The 17,706-nt window shown below is 70.7% G+C and carries 18 protein-coding genes; 8 read left to right on the top strand and 10 right to left on the bottom strand.

Going from position 1 to position 17,706, the window contains the following annotated elements:
• Positions 1-339: 339 nt before the first annotated feature.
• Entirely contained in the window at positions 340-1,593 is a 1,254-nt protein-coding gene (locus IEY56_RS12675) for a PAS domain S-box protein (RefSeq protein WP_229711830.1), read from the top strand.
• Between the two features lie 136 nt (positions 1,594-1,729).
• Here IEY56_RS12675 and IEY56_RS12670 read toward each other — a convergent pair whose 3' ends face one another.
• Entirely contained in the window at positions 1,730-2,173 is a 444-nt protein-coding gene (locus IEY56_RS12670; protein WP_189037243.1) for a hypothetical protein, read from the bottom strand.
• Positions 2,174-2,183: 10 nt separating this feature from the next.
• On the bottom strand, positions 2,184-2,813 hold the full coding sequence (locus IEY56_RS12665; RefSeq protein WP_189037242.1) for a TetR/AcrR family transcriptional regulator: 630 nt from the start codon (positions 2,811-2,813) through the stop codon (positions 2,184-2,186).
• 70 nt (positions 2,814-2,883) lie between these two features.
• Between IEY56_RS12665 and IEY56_RS12660 the strand changes: the two genes are divergently transcribed.
• Positions 2,884-3,777, top strand: a complete 894-nt coding sequence (locus tag IEY56_RS12660) for an NADP-dependent oxidoreductase (RefSeq protein ID WP_189037241.1) — start codon at positions 2,884-2,886, stop codon at positions 3,775-3,777.
• Between the two features lie 64 nt (positions 3,778-3,841).
• Here the strand turns inward: IEY56_RS12660 and IEY56_RS12655 are convergent, their stop codons facing one another.
• Entirely contained in the window at positions 3,842-4,171 is a 330-nt protein-coding gene (locus IEY56_RS12655; RefSeq protein ID WP_189037240.1) for an immunity protein TriTu family protein, read from the bottom strand.
• A 422-nt stretch (positions 4,172-4,593) separates the two neighbouring features.
• Between IEY56_RS12655 and IEY56_RS12650 the strand changes: the two genes are divergently transcribed.
• A complete protein-coding gene (locus IEY56_RS12650) occupies positions 4,594-4,926 on the top strand; it encodes a hypothetical protein (protein WP_189037239.1) in 333 nt (110 codons plus the stop codon).
• Here the strand turns inward: IEY56_RS12650 and IEY56_RS12645 are convergent.
• A complete protein-coding gene (locus tag IEY56_RS12645) occupies positions 4,921-5,223 on the bottom strand; it encodes a hypothetical protein (RefSeq protein WP_229711851.1) in 303 nt (100 codons plus the stop codon). The two genes, IEY56_RS12650 and IEY56_RS12645, sit on opposite strands and share 6 nt — an antisense overlap.
• A 109-nt stretch (positions 5,224-5,332) precedes the next feature.
• Positions 5,333-8,308 carry a replicative DNA helicase gene (gene dnaB / locus IEY56_RS12640; protein WP_229711828.1) on the bottom strand — a complete coding sequence of 992 codons (2,976 nt, stop codon included), beginning with the start codon at positions 8,306-8,308 and terminating at the stop codon, positions 5,333-5,335.
• Positions 8,309-8,898: 590 nt separating this feature from the next.
• Between dnaB and IEY56_RS12635 the strand changes: the two genes are divergently transcribed.
• The gene (locus IEY56_RS12635; RefSeq protein ID WP_189037338.1) at positions 8,899-10,209 is read left to right on the top strand and encodes an MATE family efflux transporter; all 1,311 of its coding nucleotides are present in this window, start codon (positions 8,899-8,901) and stop codon (positions 10,207-10,209) included.
• 134 nt (positions 10,210-10,343) lie between these two features.
• On the opposite strand, the gene rplI is transcribed toward IEY56_RS12635, so the two are convergent.
• The 4 genes from rplI to rpsF all read right to left on the bottom strand — a co-directional run bounded on the left by rplI (position 10,344) and on the right by rpsF (position 12,096).
• Positions 10,344-10,790: a 50S ribosomal protein L9 gene (gene rplI, locus IEY56_RS12630; RefSeq protein WP_045863623.1), complete on the bottom strand. Its 447-nt coding sequence runs from the start codon at positions 10,788-10,790 to the stop codon at positions 10,344-10,346.
• An 18-nt stretch (positions 10,791-10,808) separates the two neighbouring features.
• A complete protein-coding gene (gene rpsR, locus IEY56_RS12625) occupies positions 10,809-11,045 on the bottom strand; it encodes a 30S ribosomal protein S18 (RefSeq protein WP_003978893.1) in 237 nt (78 codons plus the stop codon).
• Between the two features lie 73 nt (positions 11,046-11,118).
• The gene (locus IEY56_RS12620; protein ID WP_045863624.1) at positions 11,119-11,691 is read right to left on the bottom strand and encodes a single-stranded DNA-binding protein; all 573 of its coding nucleotides are present in this window, start codon (positions 11,689-11,691) and stop codon (positions 11,119-11,121) included.
• Positions 11,692-11,805: 114 nt separating this feature from the next.
• A complete protein-coding gene (gene rpsF, locus IEY56_RS12615) occupies positions 11,806-12,096 on the bottom strand; it encodes a 30S ribosomal protein S6 (RefSeq protein WP_045863625.1) in 291 nt (96 codons plus the stop codon).
• A gap of 222 nt (positions 12,097-12,318) precedes the next feature.
• Between rpsF and IEY56_RS12610 the strand changes: the two genes are divergently transcribed.
• Positions 12,319-12,618 carry a hypothetical protein gene (locus IEY56_RS12610; RefSeq protein ID WP_189037237.1) on the top strand — a complete coding sequence of 100 codons (300 nt, stop codon included), beginning with the start codon at positions 12,319-12,321 and terminating at the stop codon, positions 12,616-12,618.
• Between the two features lie 358 nt (positions 12,619-12,976).
• Positions 12,977-13,336 carry a UBP-type zinc finger domain-containing protein gene (locus tag IEY56_RS12605; protein WP_189037236.1) on the top strand — a complete coding sequence of 120 codons (360 nt, stop codon included), beginning with the start codon at positions 12,977-12,979 and terminating at the stop codon, positions 13,334-13,336.
• A 133-nt stretch (positions 13,337-13,469) separates the two neighbouring features.
• On the opposite strand, the gene IEY56_RS12600 is transcribed toward IEY56_RS12605, so the two are convergent.
• Positions 13,470-14,414: a DUF5996 family protein gene (locus IEY56_RS12600; protein ID WP_189037235.1), complete on the bottom strand. Its 945-nt coding sequence runs from the start codon at positions 14,412-14,414 to the stop codon at positions 13,470-13,472.
• Positions 14,415-14,774: 360 nt separating this feature from the next.
• On the opposite strand from IEY56_RS12600, the gene IEY56_RS12595 reads away from it, so the two are divergent.
• Both IEY56_RS12595 and IEY56_RS12590 read left to right on the top strand, forming a co-directional pair.
• Positions 14,775-16,259: a DHA2 family efflux MFS transporter permease subunit gene (locus IEY56_RS12595; RefSeq protein ID WP_189037234.1), complete on the top strand. Its 1,485-nt coding sequence runs from the start codon at positions 14,775-14,777 to the stop codon at positions 16,257-16,259.
• A gap of 287 nt (positions 16,260-16,546) precedes the next feature.
• The gene (locus IEY56_RS12590; RefSeq protein WP_045863630.1) at positions 16,547-17,665 is read left to right on the top strand and encodes a lipid II:glycine glycyltransferase FemX; all 1,119 of its coding nucleotides are present in this window, start codon (positions 16,547-16,549) and stop codon (positions 17,663-17,665) included.
• Positions 17,666-17,706: the final 41 nt, after the last annotated feature.

The raw sequence follows: 17,706 nt of genomic DNA, 5'->3' as shown, positions 1-17,706 counted from the left end.
AGGGCACACGACGGCGCAACCCGCGTAGAACACGGGGCGTAACTGACGGCACACACAAGGGAATCAGACCCCGCGTCCCGGAATCGCCGCGGCCGCCCGGCGCCTCTCAGGCAAATGCCAAAGTTGCAGACCTCGTCGAGCAACGGTGAAGGTTCCGTGATCACATATGGCGCGCCTCGCTCGCGATCAGGTCACACTTCGCAGCCTGCCGGGAACCGGGCATGAGCGGCACGCACCCGGGATAGGCATCGCGGGGAACCCCCGCCGTCCGGCGGGAGACGGAACCGAAAGGCCGCTGTGGATGACTCCGGGCTCAGAGCACTGCTAGAGCACCTCCCCGTGTCCTGGTGGGAGGCCGACGAGCAGTGGCACCTCCTGGAGAGGGGCGGCGGCGCCTTCGGCGATCTCGCCACCGCGCAGCGCTTCCTCGACCGCCTTCGCCAGCAGATGACGTCGCCGGGGCACGCCGCCCAAGACGGCCACTGCCTCGTCCAGTTCGACGGCCGGACGTTCGAGGTGCGGCTCCCCCCGAACGGCAGCCGCGACCCTGGACGCACCTGCGGACTCGCCGTCGAGGCACAGGCGCGGCCCGTCAACGGACGCCGGTACGCCGCCTTCGCGGAGGTCGCCGACTTCGCCCCCGCCGCGGCCTTCATCCGCGACAGCGAAGGGCTCTACCTGTGGGCCAACCACGCGTACGCCCACCTCTACGGCACGACGCCGGAACGGATCGCCGGCAGCCGCATCGAAGACCACGACTCCCCCTCCGACGCCGCCCAGTTCCGCGCCCTCGATCAGGAGATCCTCAGCCGCGGCAAGCCGGTCCGCCACACCCTGACCTACCACCGGTCCGACGGCAGCACCGGGCAGGCGGCCGGGCACCGCTTCCCCGTCGAGGAGAACGGCCGGACCTGCGTGGCCGGGATCTACGTCGACATCACCGAACACACCCGCGCCATGAACCAGCGCCGCGAAGCCGAGGAGAGCCTGAGGGCGCTGCGCGACCACAGCGGCCTGCCGTGCGCGCTGCTCTCCGCCGGCGGGCGCATCGAACAGGCCGGTACGGCCGCCGCCGAACTCTTCCGGACGCGCCTCTCCGACCTCGTCGGCCGCCGCGCGCACACCCTGCTCGCCGCCACGGCCGAACTGCACCAACTCCGCCACGCGTGGGAGGGGTTGATATCCCGCCGCATCAGACGGGCGGAGACCTCCGCCGTGCTCCTCGACGCCCAGGGGAACCAGCGCCGCGCGCGGCTCCATCTGGCCGCCGTGACCACCTCAGCGGGCCGCGCCTCACACGTGTGGGCCGTCGTCACCCACCAGAGCCTCGCCCACGAAGGGCACCCGCCGCTCACCGCCGCGCAGATCCGCATACTGTCCCTGCTCGCCGAGGGAAGCACCAACGGCGAGATCGCCACCTCGCTGAAGCTCTCCCGGCAGGCCGTCGACTACCACCTCAGCCGGCTCCGCGATCTCCTTCACGCCCCGACCAGACCCGCGCTCGTCGCCCGCGCCTACGTCCTCGGCATCCTCGCCCCCCACGCCTGGCCCCCGCGCCCGGCAGCCGCGGGACGGCCCGTCCGCTCCGCCTGAGCCGGTGCGGGCCCGCCGGCCGCCCAAAGCTCCGGGGACACCGCGACTCCATGTGTGGGGCGCCGGCCACCCCCGTCGCCCCCTCCGTGACCTGCGGCGTCCCGATCTCCTGCGGCACCCCCGGAGACCGGGCGCCTCAACTTCGCGTCGCCTCCCCGTCGTTGCCTGCCTCAGCAGGCGGACGGGCGTTCCCTGACCGTGCGGCGGCGACGTCCTCCAGCAGAGGCCAGCCGTCGAACTCCGTCGCCCGCCCCTCCTCCGGCTGCCACCCGCGTTCCGTCGCCGCGTCGAGCAGGGCCCGTACGGCGCCCGGTTCATGAAGGTTGAGGAAGCCGTCCCGGTCGCACCCCACGTCCCCGGAGCCCATGGGAGACCCGCCCGGGACCGCCCGTCCGGGGCCCCCGGCGAAGACGATGCGCAACGGACCGCCGGCGCCGGCCGGCTGCGGGTAGAGCCTGAGGGTCTGGCGGCAGTCCACGCGCCGGCCGTCGTCCAGCACGCGGTGGCTGTGGCGGAGCGTCCACAGGTACGAACGTCCGCCGACGCTCAGCCGGCGGGGCTTCTTCGGATCGCGGGGCACGGAATCTGCTTCACCCAGGCTGCGGGCCGCCGCGTCCTGCGGGGCCCTGACGGCCGCTCACGGACGGGCAGGTGACCTGCCAGGCGGCCTCGATCATCTCGAAGATCTCATCCACCGCGGCCTGCGGGTCGGTTGCTTCGCGGGCCAGCGCGTAAGCGTCGATCACGAACCTCGCGAGCGTGCGGCAGGCCGTCACGCTCTGGGGCACGTCGGTGGCGGCGGCGAGGGCCTCCGCGAGCGACTGCGCGTGGCGCAGCCGCATCGACTCCTCGTACTCCCGCAGGGCGGGGGACTCCTCGATCATGCGCCAGACCGGGGCGGCGCTCTCGGCCGTGCAGTGCCGCACCAGGGCGTGAATCTCGCGGCGCAGCGCCGGGATGAGGGGCTCGTCCGGTGCCCGCCCGGTGGCTGCCTGCGTGAGGCGCTGCTCGAAGTCGTCGTCCCGCTCGAACACCAGGGCCTCTTTCGAGGCGAAGTGGGAGAAGAGCGTGGTGACGGCGACGTCGGCCTCGGCGGCAACGTCCCGGATCCCCACCGAGCCGTACCCCCGCTCCAGGAAGAGCCGCAGGGCGGTGTCAGCGATCTTCTGGCGGGTGGCGGCCTTCTTCCGCTCACGGCGTCCGGTCGTCGGCACGGTCATGGCATGACACTAGCAGATACGAAAGTGAACCAGTTCCAAAACACTAACCGTTAGTGTTAACGTCTCCGGCATGAGAAAAGTGAGCTTCGCCAGGTTCGGCGGCCCGGACGTCCTGCGCCTCATCGACGCCGAGGAACCCCACGCGGGCCCGGGCCAAGTACGCGTCGCCGTACGGGCGGCGGGCGTGAACCCCGTCGACTGGAGGATCCGTGAAGGCCAGTTACTGGCGGCACATCCGATCGAACTGCCGTCCGGAGTCGGCCTGGACGCCGCCGGAGTGGTGGACGAGGTCGGCGAGGACGTCGAAGGGATCGAGACCGGTGACCACGTGTTCGGCGAAGGATCGGACACCTACGCCGAGTTCGCCGTGCTCTCCGCCTGGGCCCGCATGCCCGCGGACCTGACGTTCGAGGAGGCGGCCGGCTACCCCTCGGTGATGGAGACCGCGCTGCGCGTCATCCGCGAAGTCGGCGTACGGCCCGGGCAGACGCTGCTGGTCAGCGGCGCCTCAGGCGGCGTCGGATCAGCTGTGCTGCAAGTCGCCCGCCACGAGGGGATCGCCGTGATCGGCGTCGCCGGGCCCGCGAACCAGGACTACCTGCACAGCCTGGGCGCCGCCGCCACGACCTACGGCCGCGGCTGGGTCGAACGGGTGCGGCGGCTCGGCCAGGTCGACGCCGCCCTCGACCTTGCCGGCTCCGGCGTGATCCGCGAACTCGTCGAGCTGACGGGGGATCCGGGGAAGGTGGTCTCCATCGCCGACCTGCGCGCGCCGGACCTCGGTGTCCGGTTCTCCGGCGCGGCCGGAAGCATGCCGGACGCCCTCGCCGAAACCGCCCGCCTCATCACGCGGGGCGAACTCCACATCCCGGTCGAGAAGACGTACACGCTCGCCGACGCCGCCGCGGCCCACACCGACAGCCAAGCGGGCCACGCCCGGGGACGCCGGGTCCTGACGATCTGAACCGCGGCCGAACGAGCCAACCTGGAGGCAGGCAGGGGCGAGCCACCGTGCTTCGGATCACCCTTTACGCAATCCATTCACGGATGGTCTCGATGGCGTCGAGGATGTCCTGGAAGGTACGGAGATCCCGGTGCTGCTGTCGGACCTGGCCTGTTTTCACGTCCCCGTACTCAAGTTCGGCTTCCCCACTGCTCCAGACGATGAGCACGGCGACGTGCTCATCGTTTTCGAGCGTCATCCAGGTGCTGGTCTTGGTTCGGCCGTCCTCGGGCGACGGCTGGACGGCACCCGTGATTCCGCAGGATTGCAAGCGTTCCTCGTGCTCGGCGAACCACGTCTGGAGCCTCCGGGGCAGTTCGGGCGAGATGGACTGCCCTTCTTCGCCTTGTCTCATGGCTGGGCGATGAACCCTGACGATCGGTCGAGCTGAAAAGGAGCCCCGGCCCTCGTCGGTTCCCAGCCACGGTTCCGCGCTTCTCGGATGCTGGAAGCGACGTGGGCTGGGCGGATGGGCACTGCCTTGGCACCCGCCCAGTTACTGGGATGGGCATGGCTACTAGTGACGATCAAGGTCCTGCCCGACTCGTTGCCGTCGGCCGCTTCGACCGCATAGGTCATAGGCGTCCAGCAGAGTCCCTGCATGTAGGAGGGCTTCCTCCGGATTCGCCAGCGATACTCGACCCCGTCGACAGTTATGCGCCGGGAACCCTTCTTGTTCAGAGCCAACTTCCCCACCCTTCCGTCGAACTGTCGCGCCGCCCGACAGGTTCTCTACCGGGGTGGCCATCTCCTCAACGCAGACGGCAGACTCCTGCGTTGACCTCGAACGCCCCGCGCCCCTCTCGACACGAACCCATTCTCGCCGACCGTGATCTCCATCCGGATCTCGCGGCTGCCGGCAGTCTGGCCGCGGCCCTGGCACTGGCTGCTGCCGAGCAGGGACTCAACCCGGGCGAGATGCTGAGCAACGATTCGGCCGCTGCGGACAGCAGGCGTCATCAGCACAACCCCCGGCCGGGAACCCTGCTGGATCTCCACCGGATCGGAGAGCCGTCGGTGCAACTTCCGGCGAACTGCGGACCAGCAGTCGCGGGCACTGCCGACGATCAACGACTTCGTCGTTCCTCCTCCACCCCTCCGATCTCATGACGGCCGGGCTGCGATCTCCCGACGGGCGGAGTTCCAGATCTCCTCGAACTCTTCAGAGGTCAGCTGCTCCGGATCGTGGCCTTCCCACTCGGAGACGGGCACGTCCGTGGTGATCCCGAACCTGCTGTCGTACTCGTCTAGGCGGTCTGTGTCGCAGGCCCTCAGCCACTCGGCGAGGGAGGCAGCCGCGACCGGGGTCAGCTCAGGCCCTTCGAGTTCGACCTGCCGGATCACCCGGTCCTCAGCGTCGACCTCGAAGTAGAACCAGGTGTCTTCCTCGTCCCAGTAGCAGCACATCCATGTGGTCACCGGTAAATGATGACCACGACGGCACAAGCGCCATCGCTTGGCCGGCGCTCATGAGCTTCCGACCCGGAGTCCGAGCCCGTGCAGCCGCTCCGCTCCGCTACGTCTGCGCCATGTCCACGAAGCGCGAGTAGTGGCCCTGGAAGGCGACGGTGATCGTGGCCGTCGGGCCGTTCCTGTGCTTGGCCACGATCAAGTCCGCCTCGCCCGCTCGGGGGGACTCCTTCTCGTACGCGTCCTCACGGTGCAACAGCACGACCATGTCGGCGTCCTGCTCGATGCTGTTGTGCGCGAAGATGCCGTCCGCGATGAAGTTGTGCGTGCCCTTCACCGTGGCGTCGTAGACCGGCTGGTCACCGAGCGGCTCGATCTCCACCACCCGGTCCCAGAACACGTCGTCGGTGGCCGCACCGTGCAGAGTTTCGGAGGTCGGGGCCTCGGCGCACCGGATCACGCCTTCCCCGGACGCGCCTGCGACGGGCTGCGGGGTGCGGCGGGGGACGGCGACCCGGGATCCGACCGCGAGATCCCCCAGCGGGGTCCATCCGTCGAAGGTGAGGAACGGGTGGTTGCTGGTGGCCTTGACCTCACGGCCCGACGCGAGACGCAGCCGGTAGACCCGTTTCGTGCCGGAGGAGAAGACGTTCGTGACGGGAGCCGGCACCAGGCGGCGGCGGTCGTCCAGCGACCACACGAGCACGCCCTCGTACCCGTCCTTCATCAGTTCGGCGAACGTGACGGGCGCCCCCGTGTCGGCGCGGAGCAGAGTCGTGTCAGCGGTCATGCAGCCCGATTCGCGCAGGTCGGACACCATCGGCTTCTTGTCCGTACGCTGCTCGGGCCCTCGGTTGAGCTGGGAGAGCGCGATGACCGGGAGCTCCAGCTCCTTCGCGAGCAGCTTGAGGTTGCGGGACATCTCCGAGACCTCCTGCTGGCGGCTCTCCGGGCGCCGCGAGCTGCCCGTCTGCATCAGCTGGAGGTAGTCGATCACGACGAGCTTCAGGTCGTTCCGCTGCTTCAGGCGGCGGCACTTGGCCCGGATCTCCATCATCGACAGGTTGGGCGAGTCGTCGATGTAGAGCGGTGCCTCCGTCACGCCGGGCATCTGCCGGGCGAGCCGCGTCCAGTCCTCGTCCGTCATCGACCCCGACCGCATGTGGTGGAGCGCCACCCGGGCCTCGGCCGACAGCAGCCGCATCGCGATCTCGTTGCGCCCCATCTCCAGCGAGAAGATCACGCTGGGCATGTTGTGCCGGATCGAGCAGGCCCGCGCGAAGTCGAGGGCGAGGGTGGAGTTGTGGGTGGGGATCATGGACCGGGTCGCGAGGTAGAGGTGTGCGGGGTTGTCGACCTCCACGCAGCGGACCGGGACGGAACCGGTCTCCTCCACGTCCGTGATGTACCGCCGCGTCAGCTCTGGCGTGGCCGGGCGCCGCCGCCGGTGCGCCTGCTGCTTGCCGCGCGACCGGAAGACCTCGTCGTCGGTGGTGAAGGTGACGGTGTAACAGGTCGACGGCTCTTCCGACGCGTTCTCGATGCGCGTCTCCCTCATCCCGCACAGGTATCCGAGGCTCAGGACGAGTTCGCGGAACCCGTCGGCGAGCGCCCGGTCGTCCACCGCGAACTCCACGGACCCGGCCGGGTCCACCGTCCCCGCGGTGTCGAGGAGACCGGCGAGCAGTGCCCGCCGCTGGGCGGCGGACGCCCGCAGGTACTCGACCGGGATGTGCCCGTTCCCCAGTGCTCCCGCCTCGTGGAGGGGGGCGGGCAGGCTGCCGTGTCTCTCGGCGCCCTCGGAGCAGCCGAGTTGGCCGACGGCCGCGAGGTCGTAGGCCGCGGCCGCGTCGCCGGTTCCGCCTGCGAGCCGGACGCCCAGCGTGTAGGGCGGTACGGGCAGGTCACGTTCCGTCAGTTCGAGCGGTGCGGCGGTGCGTACGGAGTGGTTCACGCATTCGTCGGAGGTGGCGCGTACTGTCGCCGCGATCTCCTTCGTGGTCCTCGCGGCGGCCTGCTGTGCCGATCCGTGAGAGGCGCGGGTCTCGGTGAGCCACAGGTGGTCGGCGTCCGCGACCACGGTCGTGCCGTCGTCGAACGTCATCCGGTAGCACGGCCGGTCACGCATGACGTCGGTGGCGGCGATGACACGGGTGGGCTTCCCGTCGGCGCCGAGGAGCAGGTCTCCGGCCTGCACCTCCCCCATGGTCGTCCACCCGTCGGGGGTGGGGAGCGGGGTGTCGAGCGCGAGTGCCTTTCCCATGGCGGGACGGGCCGCGATGACGATCATCTGGCCGGGGTGCAGGCCGTTCGTCAGGGAGTCCAGGTCGGTGAAGCCCGTCGGCACACCCGTCATCTGGCCGCTGCGGGAGCCGATCGCCTCGATCTCGTCGAGCGCGCCCTCCATGATGTCGCCGAGCGGGAGGTAGTCCTCGGAGGTACGGGCCTCCGTGACCTGGTAGATCTCCGACTGCGCGGAGTTGACGATGTCGTCGACGTCGCCGTCGGCGGCGTACCCCATCTGCGTGATGCGGGTGCCGGCTTCGACGAGGCGGCGCAGGATCGCCCGCTCGTGGACGATCTCCGCGTAGTACTCGGCGTTGGCCGCCGTCGGCACCGTCTGCACCAGCGAGTGGACGTAGCCGGGCCCGCCGACGCGGCCGATCTCGCCCCGGCGCGTGAGTTCGGCGGTGACGGTGATGGGGTCGGCGGGCTCGCCCTTCGCGTACAGGTCGAGGACGGCCTGGTAGACGAGTTCGTGCGCGGGACGGTAGAAGTCGTGGCCCTTGAGCACCTCGACGACGTCGGCGATGGCGTCCTTGGAGAGCAACATGCCGCCGAGGACGGACTGTTCGGCTTCGAGGTCCTGCGGAGGCACGCGTTCGAAGGATGCGGCGACCGGCGCGGCGGCGTCGGCACCGCGGTCGTGCTGTTCCGCGTGGCCGGCCTCGCGGCCTCCGCCCGAGCCTCCGCTGCGCTGCCGCGCGACGGGGAACCGCTCGCCGGGGTGGGCCTGTTGGACGCTCCGGGCCTGGGAGTCGGCCGCCCAGACGTCCTCGACGTGCTCGGGTTGCTGGGTCACCCGGGCACCTCCTCCCCGTCCGGCGTTCGTGCATGACCGGACCTCGCCGCAGTGCCTCTCTTTCTTACGGCACAGCTCTGACAATGGCCGCCCGGCTCCGCTTACGGCGCGTCGAGGCCATGGGTGTCGATGAGGGCTGCTGGGGCGGGCGCTGCACTACGTTATGGCCGCCCGGGACGTCAGCCAATCTGGTTATCCACAGGGGGGTGTGGATGATGTGGCACTTCCTGTGGAGAAGGCCGCCAAAGCTGTGTACGGCTCGGGGGACAGGCTTGTGGAGAAGTGCGGCTGCTCCGGCTCACCCATGCCCTGACCTGCTGCGATGACATCCACCGCCTGTGTGCGCGAAAAAATCTGCCCTCAGGCGCGAGATCGTTACACGGGGCGGCGTACAGGTGCCCGCCCCTTACTCCCACCGCACAGAAGTAATAGACGACAGCCACTTGCAGTCATTACCTGTGGATGTTTGGATCGAACCCATGCCCGACAGCCCCGCTTCCCCTTCCACGTCCGGCCCGCCCTCCGGCTCCGGGTCCGGCCCGAAGCACCCCGAGGGGCGGCAGGGCACCGCCGCCGAACGGCGCGCGGCCATGCGCCGTCACGACCGCGAGATCGTCTCGCTCGCCCTCCCCGCGTTCGGCGCGCTCGTCGCCGAACCGCTCTTCGTCATGGTGGACAGCGCCATCGTCGGGCACCTGGGCACACCCCAACTCGCCGGACTCGGGGTCGCCGCAGCGCTGCTCCAGACCGGCGTGAACATCTTCGTCTTCCTCGCCTACGCGACCACCGCCGCCGTCGCACGCCGCGTCGGTGCGGACGACCTCCCCGCCGCGATCCGCCAGGGTATGGACGGCATCTGGCTGGCGCTGCTGCTGGGCGCGGCGGTCGTCGTGGCGGTTCTGCCGGGCGCGCCCGCGCTCGTCGACCTGTTCGGGGCCTCGTCGACGGCGGCACCCCACGCCGTGACGTACCTGCGCGTCAGCTCACTCGGCATCCCCGCCATGCTCGTCGTGCTCGCCGCCACCGGAGTGCTGCGCGGACTGCAGGACACCAGGACGCCGCTGTACGTGGCGGTCGGGGGCTTCTCCGCGAACGCCGTCCTCAACCTCGTCTTCGTCTACGGGTTCGGGCTGGGCATCGCCGGATCGGCGTGGGGAACCGTGCTGGCGCAGTGGGCGATGGCCGCGGTGTACCTGTTCGTCGTGGTGCGGGGCGCGCGCCGGCACGGGGCGTCGCTGCGGCCGGACGCGGCGGGCATCCGGCAGTGCGCACAGGCGGGGGCGCCGCTGCTGATCCGCACCCTGTCGCTGCGCGCCGTGCTGATGATCGCCACGGCTGTGGCGGCACGGCTCGGCGACGCAGACATCGCGGCCCATCAGATCGCGTTGACTCTCTGGTCGTTGCTCGCCTTCGCGCTGGACGCCATCGCCATCGCGGGGCAGGCCATCATCGGGCGCTACCTGGGGTCGGGCGACGAGGAGGGCGCGCGGGCGGCGTGCAGGCGGATGGTGCAGTGGGGCGTCGTCGCGGGGGTCGTGCTGGGGCTGCTCGTCGCTGCGGCCCGTCCGGTGTTCATGCCGCTCTTCACCTCGGACGGCACGGTGATCGACGCGCTGACGCCCGCGCTGCTCGTTGTGGCGGTGACCCAGCCGGTGGCCGGAGTGGTCTTCGTACTGGACGGGGTCCTGATGGGCGCGGGGGACGGGCCGTATCTGGCCGGGGCGATGCTGGTGACGCTCGCCGCCTTCGCTCCCGTGGCGTTGCTGCTGCCCCACTGGGGCGGCGGTCTGACCGAACTGTGGTGGACGATCGCCGGGTTGATGATGAGCGTCAGGCTCGTGACGCTGTGGCTGCGGGCCAGGTCGGGACGGTGGGTGGTGACGGGCGCCGTCCGGACCTGACGGAACGGGACGCGGCCCGAGGCACCGGCCGAGGCGCCGCCGCCGCGCCGTGGAAGCGCCGCCGCCCTCACGTCACGGCAGACAGAAGGGCCGCACCCCGCCGAACGGGATGCGGCCCTGTGCTGTGCTGCTGATCAGGCCGCGACGACCTCGACGTCGACCTTCGCCAGCACCTCGGCGTGCAGGCGCACCGAGATCTGGTGGGCGCCGAGCGTCTTGATGGGCGAGCCCACCTCGATGCGGCGCTTGTCGATCTCGGGGCCGCCAGCTTCCTTCACGGCGGCGGCGATGTCGGCCGGGGTGACGGAGCCGAACAGACGGCCCTGGTCGCCGGCGCGCACCTTCAGGCGCACGTTGACGCCCTCGAGCCGGGCCTTGACCTCGTTGGCCTGTTCGATCGTCGCGATCTCGTGGATCTTGCGAGCGCGGCGGATCTGCTCGACGTCCTTCTCACGGCCCTTGGTCCAGCGGATGGCGACACCGCGCGGGACCAGGTAGTTGCGGGCGTACCCGTCGCGGACCTCCACGACGTCGCCCGCGGCACCGAGACCGGAGACCTCGTTGGTAAGGATGATCTTCATCTGTCGGTCACCCTTCCCTTATCGAGCGGTCGAGGTGTAGGGCAGCAGCGCCATCTCACGGCTGTTCTTCACGGCCGTCGCGACGTCACGCTGGTGCTGGGTGCAGTTGCCGGTGACCCGGCGGGCACGGATCTTGCCGCGGTCGGAAATGAACTTCCGCAGCAGGTTCGTGTCCTTGTAGTCCACGTAGGAGATCTTCTCCTTGCAGAACACGCAAACCTTCTTCTTCGGCTTGCGAGCAGGCGGCTTCGCCATGTCTCTCTCCGTTGATTTTCAAGAAGTGTGTGACTGTCGGGCCCGCCTCCGGCCGCACGCTCGCGCGTGACGGTCAGAAGGGGGGCTCGTCCGAGTAGCCGCCGCCGGAGCCGCCGCCCCAGCTTCCGCCGGAGCCGCCCTGACCGCCGCCGGCCGGAGCACCGGTCGCCCACGGATCGCCCGCGGGTGCCCCTCCGCCCTGCTGGCCGCCCTGGCCTCCGCCCCAGCCGCCGCCACCCTGGCCGCCGCCACCGCCGAAACCGCCGCCCTGAGCACCCCGGCCGCTGGTCTTGGTGACCTTGGCCGTGGCGTTGCGGAGGCTGGCGCCGACCTCGTCGACGTCCAGTTCGTAGACCGTGCGCTTGATGCCCTCGCGGTCCTCGTACGAGCGCTGCTTGAGGCGGCCCTGCACGATGACGCGCGTCCCCTTGGTGAGGGACTCGGCGACGTTCTCCGCCGCCTGCCGCCAGACCGAGCACGTCAGGAACAGGCTCTCGCCGTCCTTCCACTCGTTGGTCTGCCGGTCGAAGGTGCGGGGAGTGGACGCGACGCGGAACTTCGCGACCGCCGCACCCGAGGGGGTGAAGCGCAGCTCGGGGTCGTCGACCAGATTGCCGACGACCGTGATGACGGTCTCGCCTGCCATGATGAACCTCTCGGCGGGTACTGCTGGCTGCTTGGGGCTTCGGTGGCTTCAGTGGCTCGATGGCGTACTGCTGCTACTCGGTTGTCCGGCCCGTTCGCCTCGGTGAGCTGGTGCTCAGTGGGCGGCGGGGCGGAGGACCTTGGTCCGCAGAACCGACTCGTTCAGATTCATCTGACGGTCGAGCTCCTTGACGGTTGCAGGCTCGGCCTGCAGGTCGATGACCGAGTAGATGCCCTCAGGCTTCTTGTTGATCTCGTAGGAGAGCCGGCGACGGCCCCAGGTGTCGACCTTCTCGACCTTGCCCTGGCCCTCGCGGACGACGGACAGGAAGTTCTCGATCAGCGGCGAGATCGCGCGCTCCTCGAGATCGGGGTCGAGGATCACCATCACCTCGTAGTGACGCATGTGGAACCCACCTCCTCTGGACTCGCGGCCACGGTCGTTCCGTGGCAGGAGGGTCGTGATGCGTTCTGCACGGACACCCGCAGGCGTGTGTGCAGACCGTTCAGCCTACCCGGCTTCGGCCTTCCGGTTGAAATCCGGGGGCAAGTCGCCGCAATCTGGACGCAACGGTGTGAGCGGCGTCACCCGGACTCCGCCGAGGCCGCCCTCTGCAGGAGGTGCTCCATGGCGCAGGCAGTACGGCACAACCCGATCTCGATGCTCCGCGCCGACCGCAGGGCCCATCCCCTCGAGAACAGCTTCGCGGCGGCGACGCTGCTGCTCGGCGTCGTCGCGTTCCTGACGGCGATGTGGCCGGGCCTGCACGTGCTCAGCGCGTGGACGGGGCTGGTGGGCGTCCTGACCGGTGCGTTCGGGCAGTTCATCTCGGCGTCGACGGGTGAGCGGTTCGCGTTGATCATCGGGTTGGTCGGAGCCGCCTTCGGCTTCTACCTCGGCATGGCACACGGCGGGCTGCTGCCCTAGGAGTTGTCTGACAAATCCCGCCTGGCTCGCGCCGCCTGGCACGCACGTCTGCTGCGTTGTCGGACCGACCGAGTAGCCCACTACGAGGACGGACCTCCGCCTTGCATCCGCACGCACCAGACGACGCGAGCCCCGCCCTCCGGGCGAACGGCGCCATTTGTCAGACAGCCCCTAGGCGCACCGACGGGTCCGTACGCCGCGGGCGAGAGCGGTGCCGGCCGCGGTGGGCCCCTGTCAGCCGAACGTGTGACAGCGGCCCGGGCACGGTGCCGCCTCGGCCCGCCCCGGTGCAGGCGTCCACGCGGGGGTCCCGGCACCCGCTCCGGCCCCCGGACAAGCGAGGAGAGGAGCTGCCCCCATGGCACAGAACCAGGTTCCCAACATCGATCCGAGTGCCGCCCCCAGCGGCCCGGGCTGCGTGGAGTGCTCCGCGGGCGACGGTCCCGGCTGGTGGTTCCACCTGCGGCGCTGCGCCGCGTGCGGGCACGTCGGATGCTGCGACTCGTCCCCCGGCCAGCACGCCACCAGGCACGCGCTCGACGCGGGACATCCGTACCTGACCAGCTTCGAGCCGGGGGAGGACTGGTACTGGAACGCGGAGACGGAACAGGTCCTCGCAGGACCCGCCCTGGCGCCGCCCACCTCGCACCCGGTCTCCCAGCCGACACCCGGCCCGGCGGGCAAGGTGCCCGCCGACTGGCAGCGGCAGCTGCACTGACCCTGACGGTCATGGCGCTCAAGGGGCCGGTCCGGACCGAGCGGTCCGGACCGGCCCCTTGAGACTGGCCCCCTGAGACTTCGGGCCCGGACCCCGCCCGCGACGGGCACGGCCCAGGCCCGGACGTCCTGCCTCAGCCGTGCGGGCTGAGCAGCTGCCGGTCCGTCACGCCGTGCGGGCTCGCGAAGTAGTCGACGTCCCAGTCGGCGCGTACGGCCGCCGCCCGGTAGGCGCTGCCGTAGAAGTCCAGCACCGCGGAACGGGGATCGGGCTGGGCGCGTGCGTCGTCGTACATGAGCAGCGCCAGGTGCCCTCCGTTCTGGGCGGCCCAGCGTGCCTGCGACGGGCTGAGCCGCTCCTGCTCCAGGCCCGGGGGTTCGGGGGCGGCGTAGGCGTAGAACGCGGGTTCGGGGAGCTTCTCGTCACCGAACCAGAAGCCGAAACTCGTCACCTCCTCCGAGTACGCCTCCCGCGTCACGGGGTCGGTCTGCGGCGACTGCTCGACGTGGCGCCCCGAGAAGCGGGTGTGCGCGATGTCGAACGTGTGCCAGAAGTGGTGCACCGCGCTGCTCTTGCCGGAGAAGCCGGCGGCGAACTCCTCCAGCACGAGCGCCACCTGGCTGAGGATCTGCCAGTAGCGGTTCGCGTGCTCGGGGTCGTACGTGGCGTGCTCGGTGTCGCGTGAGAAGGGCCGGGAGGAGTCCGGCAGGTCGAAGGGCTCGGGGTGGGGGATCTCCGCGTGGACGCCGAGGTCCGCGAGCGTCGCGAGGGTGTGCTCCCGGAAGGAGGCCACCGACTGTCCGAGGAGCGGGAAGGACACCGCGGTCCCGTCGAGCGTCGTCACGACGAGCTGGTGGTCGACGAAGTCGAAGTCGATGGTGAAGACGGGGTTGCCGTCGGACTGCCCCATCGGTCGGGTGGTGATGCCGCGTCCCGTCACGTGGAACGGCACGTGCCACCAGTGGTTGCGCCTGGGGCTGGAGGTGAGCCGGATCTTGCCGATCAGCTGCTCGAAGCGGTGCAGGGTCTCCTTGGTGTCCCGCCATTCGGCGAGCGGCAGGGGCGAAAAGAGCTCCATGGCGTCCGTCCCCCTTCCTCTCCTGTACTGCGGTGGAGTTCGCTGGAGTGCGGCGCGTGCTCCCCGCCGGCGGCGCTCGGCGCCCCGGAGCGCGAGCCGGCGGGAGATGTGCAGCGGCGCGTCGCGGTGGCGCTCTGCGCCGCCTTGCAGCGCCGACGCGCTGAGGGACGGGCGCTCCGCGGGAGGGTCCGGGGGAGCCAGGAGGCTCCTGACGCCGCCCGGGGAACAGCCGTGCTGCTCTCTCCATGATGACGACGCCCGCGGGGTTCGGCATGTGCGCGGAACAGCGGCGGTGCCGTCAGGGCTCGCGCCGCGGCGCGCTCCCGGGCGCCCCCGGCCGTCCCACCGCAGGATTGAGCCATGAACGCTGCGCGCGCAGGTGAGGTCCCCATGTCCGGTGCCACGGGGCGCTGGGTGCTGTTCGCCACCGTCCTCGGCTCCAGCATGGTGCTGCTGGACGGCACGGTGGTGAACGTCGCGCTCCCCCGTATCGGCAAGGACCTGGACGCCAGCCTCGCCGGTCTCCAGTGGGCGGTGAACGCCTATCTCCTCACGCTCGCGGGGCTGATCCTGCTGGGCGGTTCCCTCGGCGACAGGTACGGGCGCCGCCGCGTCTTCGTGGTGGGCGTGCTGTGGTTCGCGGTCTCCTCGGCGCTGTGCGGCCTCGCGGTGAACGCGGAGATGCTCATCGGGGCGCGTGCGCTGCAGGGGGTCGGGGGTGCGCTGCTGTCGCCGGGCTCGCTCGCGATCATCCAGGCCGTCTTCCGGCCGGCCGACCGCGCTCCCGCCGTGGGTACGTGGGCGGGACTGGGCGGCGTCGCCGGAGCCGTCGGCCCGCTGCTCGGCGGGTGGCTGGTCGGCGGACCGGGCTGGCGCTGGGTCTTCCTCATCAACGTGCCGCCGGCGGTGCTGACGGTGCTGATCGCCGCGCGCCACGTCCCGGAGACTCGGGACGAGACGGCGAGCGGACGGTTCGACGTCCCGGGCGCGGTGCTCGCCGCGCTGAGCCTGGGCTCGCTCACCTACGCCCTCACGGCGGCCTCCACCCAGCCCGCGACCTCGGTCGCCACGGGTGCCGCCGCCGTCGTCCTCGGCATCGCGTTCATCAGGACGGAACGGCGTTCCCCCCGCCCGATGATGCCGCTGTCGCTCTTCTCGTCACGGTTGTTCTCGACGACGAACACCGTCACAGTCCTCATCTACGGGGCCCTGTCCGCGGTCTCGTTCTTCCTCGTGCTGCAGTTGCAGACCACGTCCGGCTTCTCGCCCCTGCTGGCCGGGCTGGCGCTGCTGCCCCTCACGCTGCTGATGCTGGCCTTCTCCAGCCGGGCGGCGCGGCTGGGCAGCCGGATCGGGCCGCACATCCCGCTGACCGCCGGTCCCGTGATCGCCGCCGCGGGCGTGCTGCTGATGCTGCGCATCGGACCGGACGCCTCGTACTTCACGGACGTGCTGCCCGCGGGCATCGCTCTCGGCGCCGGCATGACGCTGCTGGTCGCGCCGCTGACGGCGACCGTGCTGGACTCCGTCCCCGTCGCCCGCGCGGGCACGGCGAGCGGCGTCAACAACGCGGCAGCCCGTACCGGCGGGCTCGTCTCCGTCGCGGCGATCCCCGCGATCGTGGGCCTCTCGGGTGACGAGTACCGGTCTCCGGCCGACGTCGACGCCGCCTTCCAGGGCGCGATGATCAGCTGCGCGGGGCTCCTGCTCGTCGCGGCGGTGGTGGCGCTGACGGCGGTACGGGCCACGGCGCCGGCGCCCGACTCGGTGGACGCGGTCTGCGCCACGTGCTCGGTGACCGCGCCGCCGCCCACGGCGGAACGGCGCCCCCACGGGACCGGCTGACGCCACGACGGCCCGTACACCGGCGCCGCCTCACACCGGCCGCCCGTCGCCGGCCGCACCGTCCCCGCGGCGTCCGCTTCCGGCCCGGGCCGCCCCGCGCGGCGAGGTGCCGTACGGTGCCGGGACACCGCGCATCCGCTCCGCTTTCCCAACCCCCGGGGAGCCGCACGCAGTTCCGGCGCGTGCCCGTCCGCACCACCGGACGCCGGGGCGCAGGCAGTGGTCCCTCGCGGACGCACAGTAGGCTTCGCCGCGAGTTACTTACCTGCGCCGGAGGAGCGTCCCGCATGAGCCTGACCCTGAGGACCATCAGCCGTGAGCAGCATCTCGCGTACATCCGGGACCAGCCTTCGGCGAGCCATTGCCAGGTGCCTGCCTGGGCGGACGTGAAGGGCGAGTGGCGGTCGGAGAACCTGGGGTGGTTCGACCGCGACGGCGAACTGGTGGGCGCGGGACTGGTGCTCTACCGGCAGCTGCCGAAGGTCAAGCGGTATCTCGCCTACCTGCCCGAGGGGCCGGTCATCGACTGGTACTCGCCGCACCTGGAGGAGTGGCTCCGCCCGATGCTGGCGCATCTGAAGCAGCAGGGCGCCTTCTCGGTGAAGATGGGCCCGCCCGTGGTCATCCGGCGGTGGGACGCCCCGGCGATCAAGAAGGGCATCCAGGACCCGGACGTGAAGCGGCTGCGCGACGTCCAGGCCACGCACATCGAGCCGCGGGCCTTCGAGGTCTCCGACCGGCTGCGCCGCATGGGCTGGCAGCAGGGCGAGGACGGCGGCGCCGGGTTCGGCGACGTCCAGCCGCGCTACGTCTTCCAGGTGCCGCTCGAAGGGCGTTCGCTGGAGGAGGTCCACAAGGGCTTCAACCAGCTGTGGCGGCGCAACATCAAGAAGGCCGACAAGGCCGGTGTGCAGGTCGTCCAGGGCGGACTGCAGGACATGGACGACTGGCAGCGGCTGTACGAGATCACCGCTGAGCGCGACAAGTTCCGGCCGCGCCCCAAGGCGTACTTCGAGCGGATGTGGAAGGTCCTCAACGCCGAGGACCCCAACCGCATGCGGCTGTACTTCGCCGAGCACGAGGGAGAGCGGATCGCGGCGGCCACGATGCTCATCGTCGGCGGCCACGTCTGGTACTCGTACGGCGCCTCCGCCAACCACAAGCGGGAGGTGCGGCCGTCCAACGCGATGCAGTGGCGCATGCTGCAGGACGCGTACGCGCTCGGCGCGAGCGTCTACGACCTGCGCGGCATCAGCGACTCACTGGACGAGAACGACCATCTCTTCGGGCTCATCCAGTTCAAGGTGGGCACCGGGGGAGAGGCGGCGGAGTACCTCGGCGAGTGGGACTTCCCGCTCAACAAGCTGCTGCACAAGGCGCTCGACATCTACATGTCGCGGCGCTGACGGGCCCGGCCCGCCGCCGACGCAGGACTCAACAGACCGAG

The organism is Streptomyces daqingensis, from assembly GCF_014645895.1.
GTDB lineage: Bacteria > Actinomycetota > Actinomycetes > Streptomycetales > Streptomycetaceae > Streptomyces > Streptomyces daqingensis.
The sequence above is the reverse complement of the archived record's forward strand: the minus strand, read 5'-3'. Positions and strand labels throughout refer to the sequence as shown.

Bases quoted from the DNA above. Each gene is read 5' to 3' on its own strand.
- IEY56_RS12665 (WP_189037242.1), bottom strand. From the start codon at position 2,813: ATGACCGTGCCGACGACCGGACGCCGTGAGCGGAAGAAGGCCGCCACC.
- IEY56_RS12660 (WP_189037241.1), top strand. From the start codon at position 2,884: ATGAGAAAAGTGAGCTTCGCCAGGTTCGGCGGCCCGGACGTCCTGCGC.
- IEY56_RS12655 (WP_189037240.1), bottom strand. From the start codon at position 4,171: ATGAGACAAGGCGAAGAAGGGCAGTCCATCTCGCCCGAACTGCCCCGG.
- IEY56_RS12645 (WP_229711851.1), bottom strand. From the start codon at position 5,223: ATGTGCTGCTACTGGGACGAGGAAGACACCTGGTTCTACTTCGAGGTC.
- IEY56_RS12635 (WP_189037338.1), top strand. From the start codon at position 8,899: ATGCGCCGTCACGACCGCGAGATCGTCTCGCTCGCCCTCCCCGCGTTC.
- rplI (WP_045863623.1), bottom strand. From the start codon at position 10,790: ATGAAGATCATCCTTACCAACGAGGTCTCCGGTCTCGGTGCCGCGGGC.
- rpsR (WP_003978893.1), bottom strand. From the start codon at position 11,045: ATGGCGAAGCCGCCTGCTCGCAAGCCGAAGAAGAAGGTTTGCGTGTTC.
- IEY56_RS12620 (WP_045863624.1), bottom strand. From the start codon at position 11,691: ATGGCAGGCGAGACCGTCATCACGGTCGTCGGCAATCTGGTCGACGAC.
- rpsF (WP_045863625.1), bottom strand. From the start codon at position 12,096: ATGCGTCACTACGAGGTGATGGTGATCCTCGACCCCGATCTCGAGGAG.
- IEY56_RS12610 (WP_189037237.1), top strand. From the start codon at position 12,319: ATGGCGCAGGCAGTACGGCACAACCCGATCTCGATGCTCCGCGCCGAC.
- IEY56_RS12605 (WP_189037236.1), top strand. From the start codon at position 12,977: ATGGCACAGAACCAGGTTCCCAACATCGATCCGAGTGCCGCCCCCAGC.
- IEY56_RS12600 (WP_189037235.1), bottom strand. From the start codon at position 14,414: ATGGAGCTCTTTTCGCCCCTGCCGCTCGCCGAATGGCGGGACACCAAG.
- IEY56_RS12595 (WP_189037234.1), top strand. From the start codon at position 14,775: ATGAACGCTGCGCGCGCAGGTGAGGTCCCCATGTCCGGTGCCACGGGG.
- IEY56_RS12590 (WP_045863630.1), top strand. From the start codon at position 16,547: ATGAGCCTGACCCTGAGGACCATCAGCCGTGAGCAGCATCTCGCGTAC.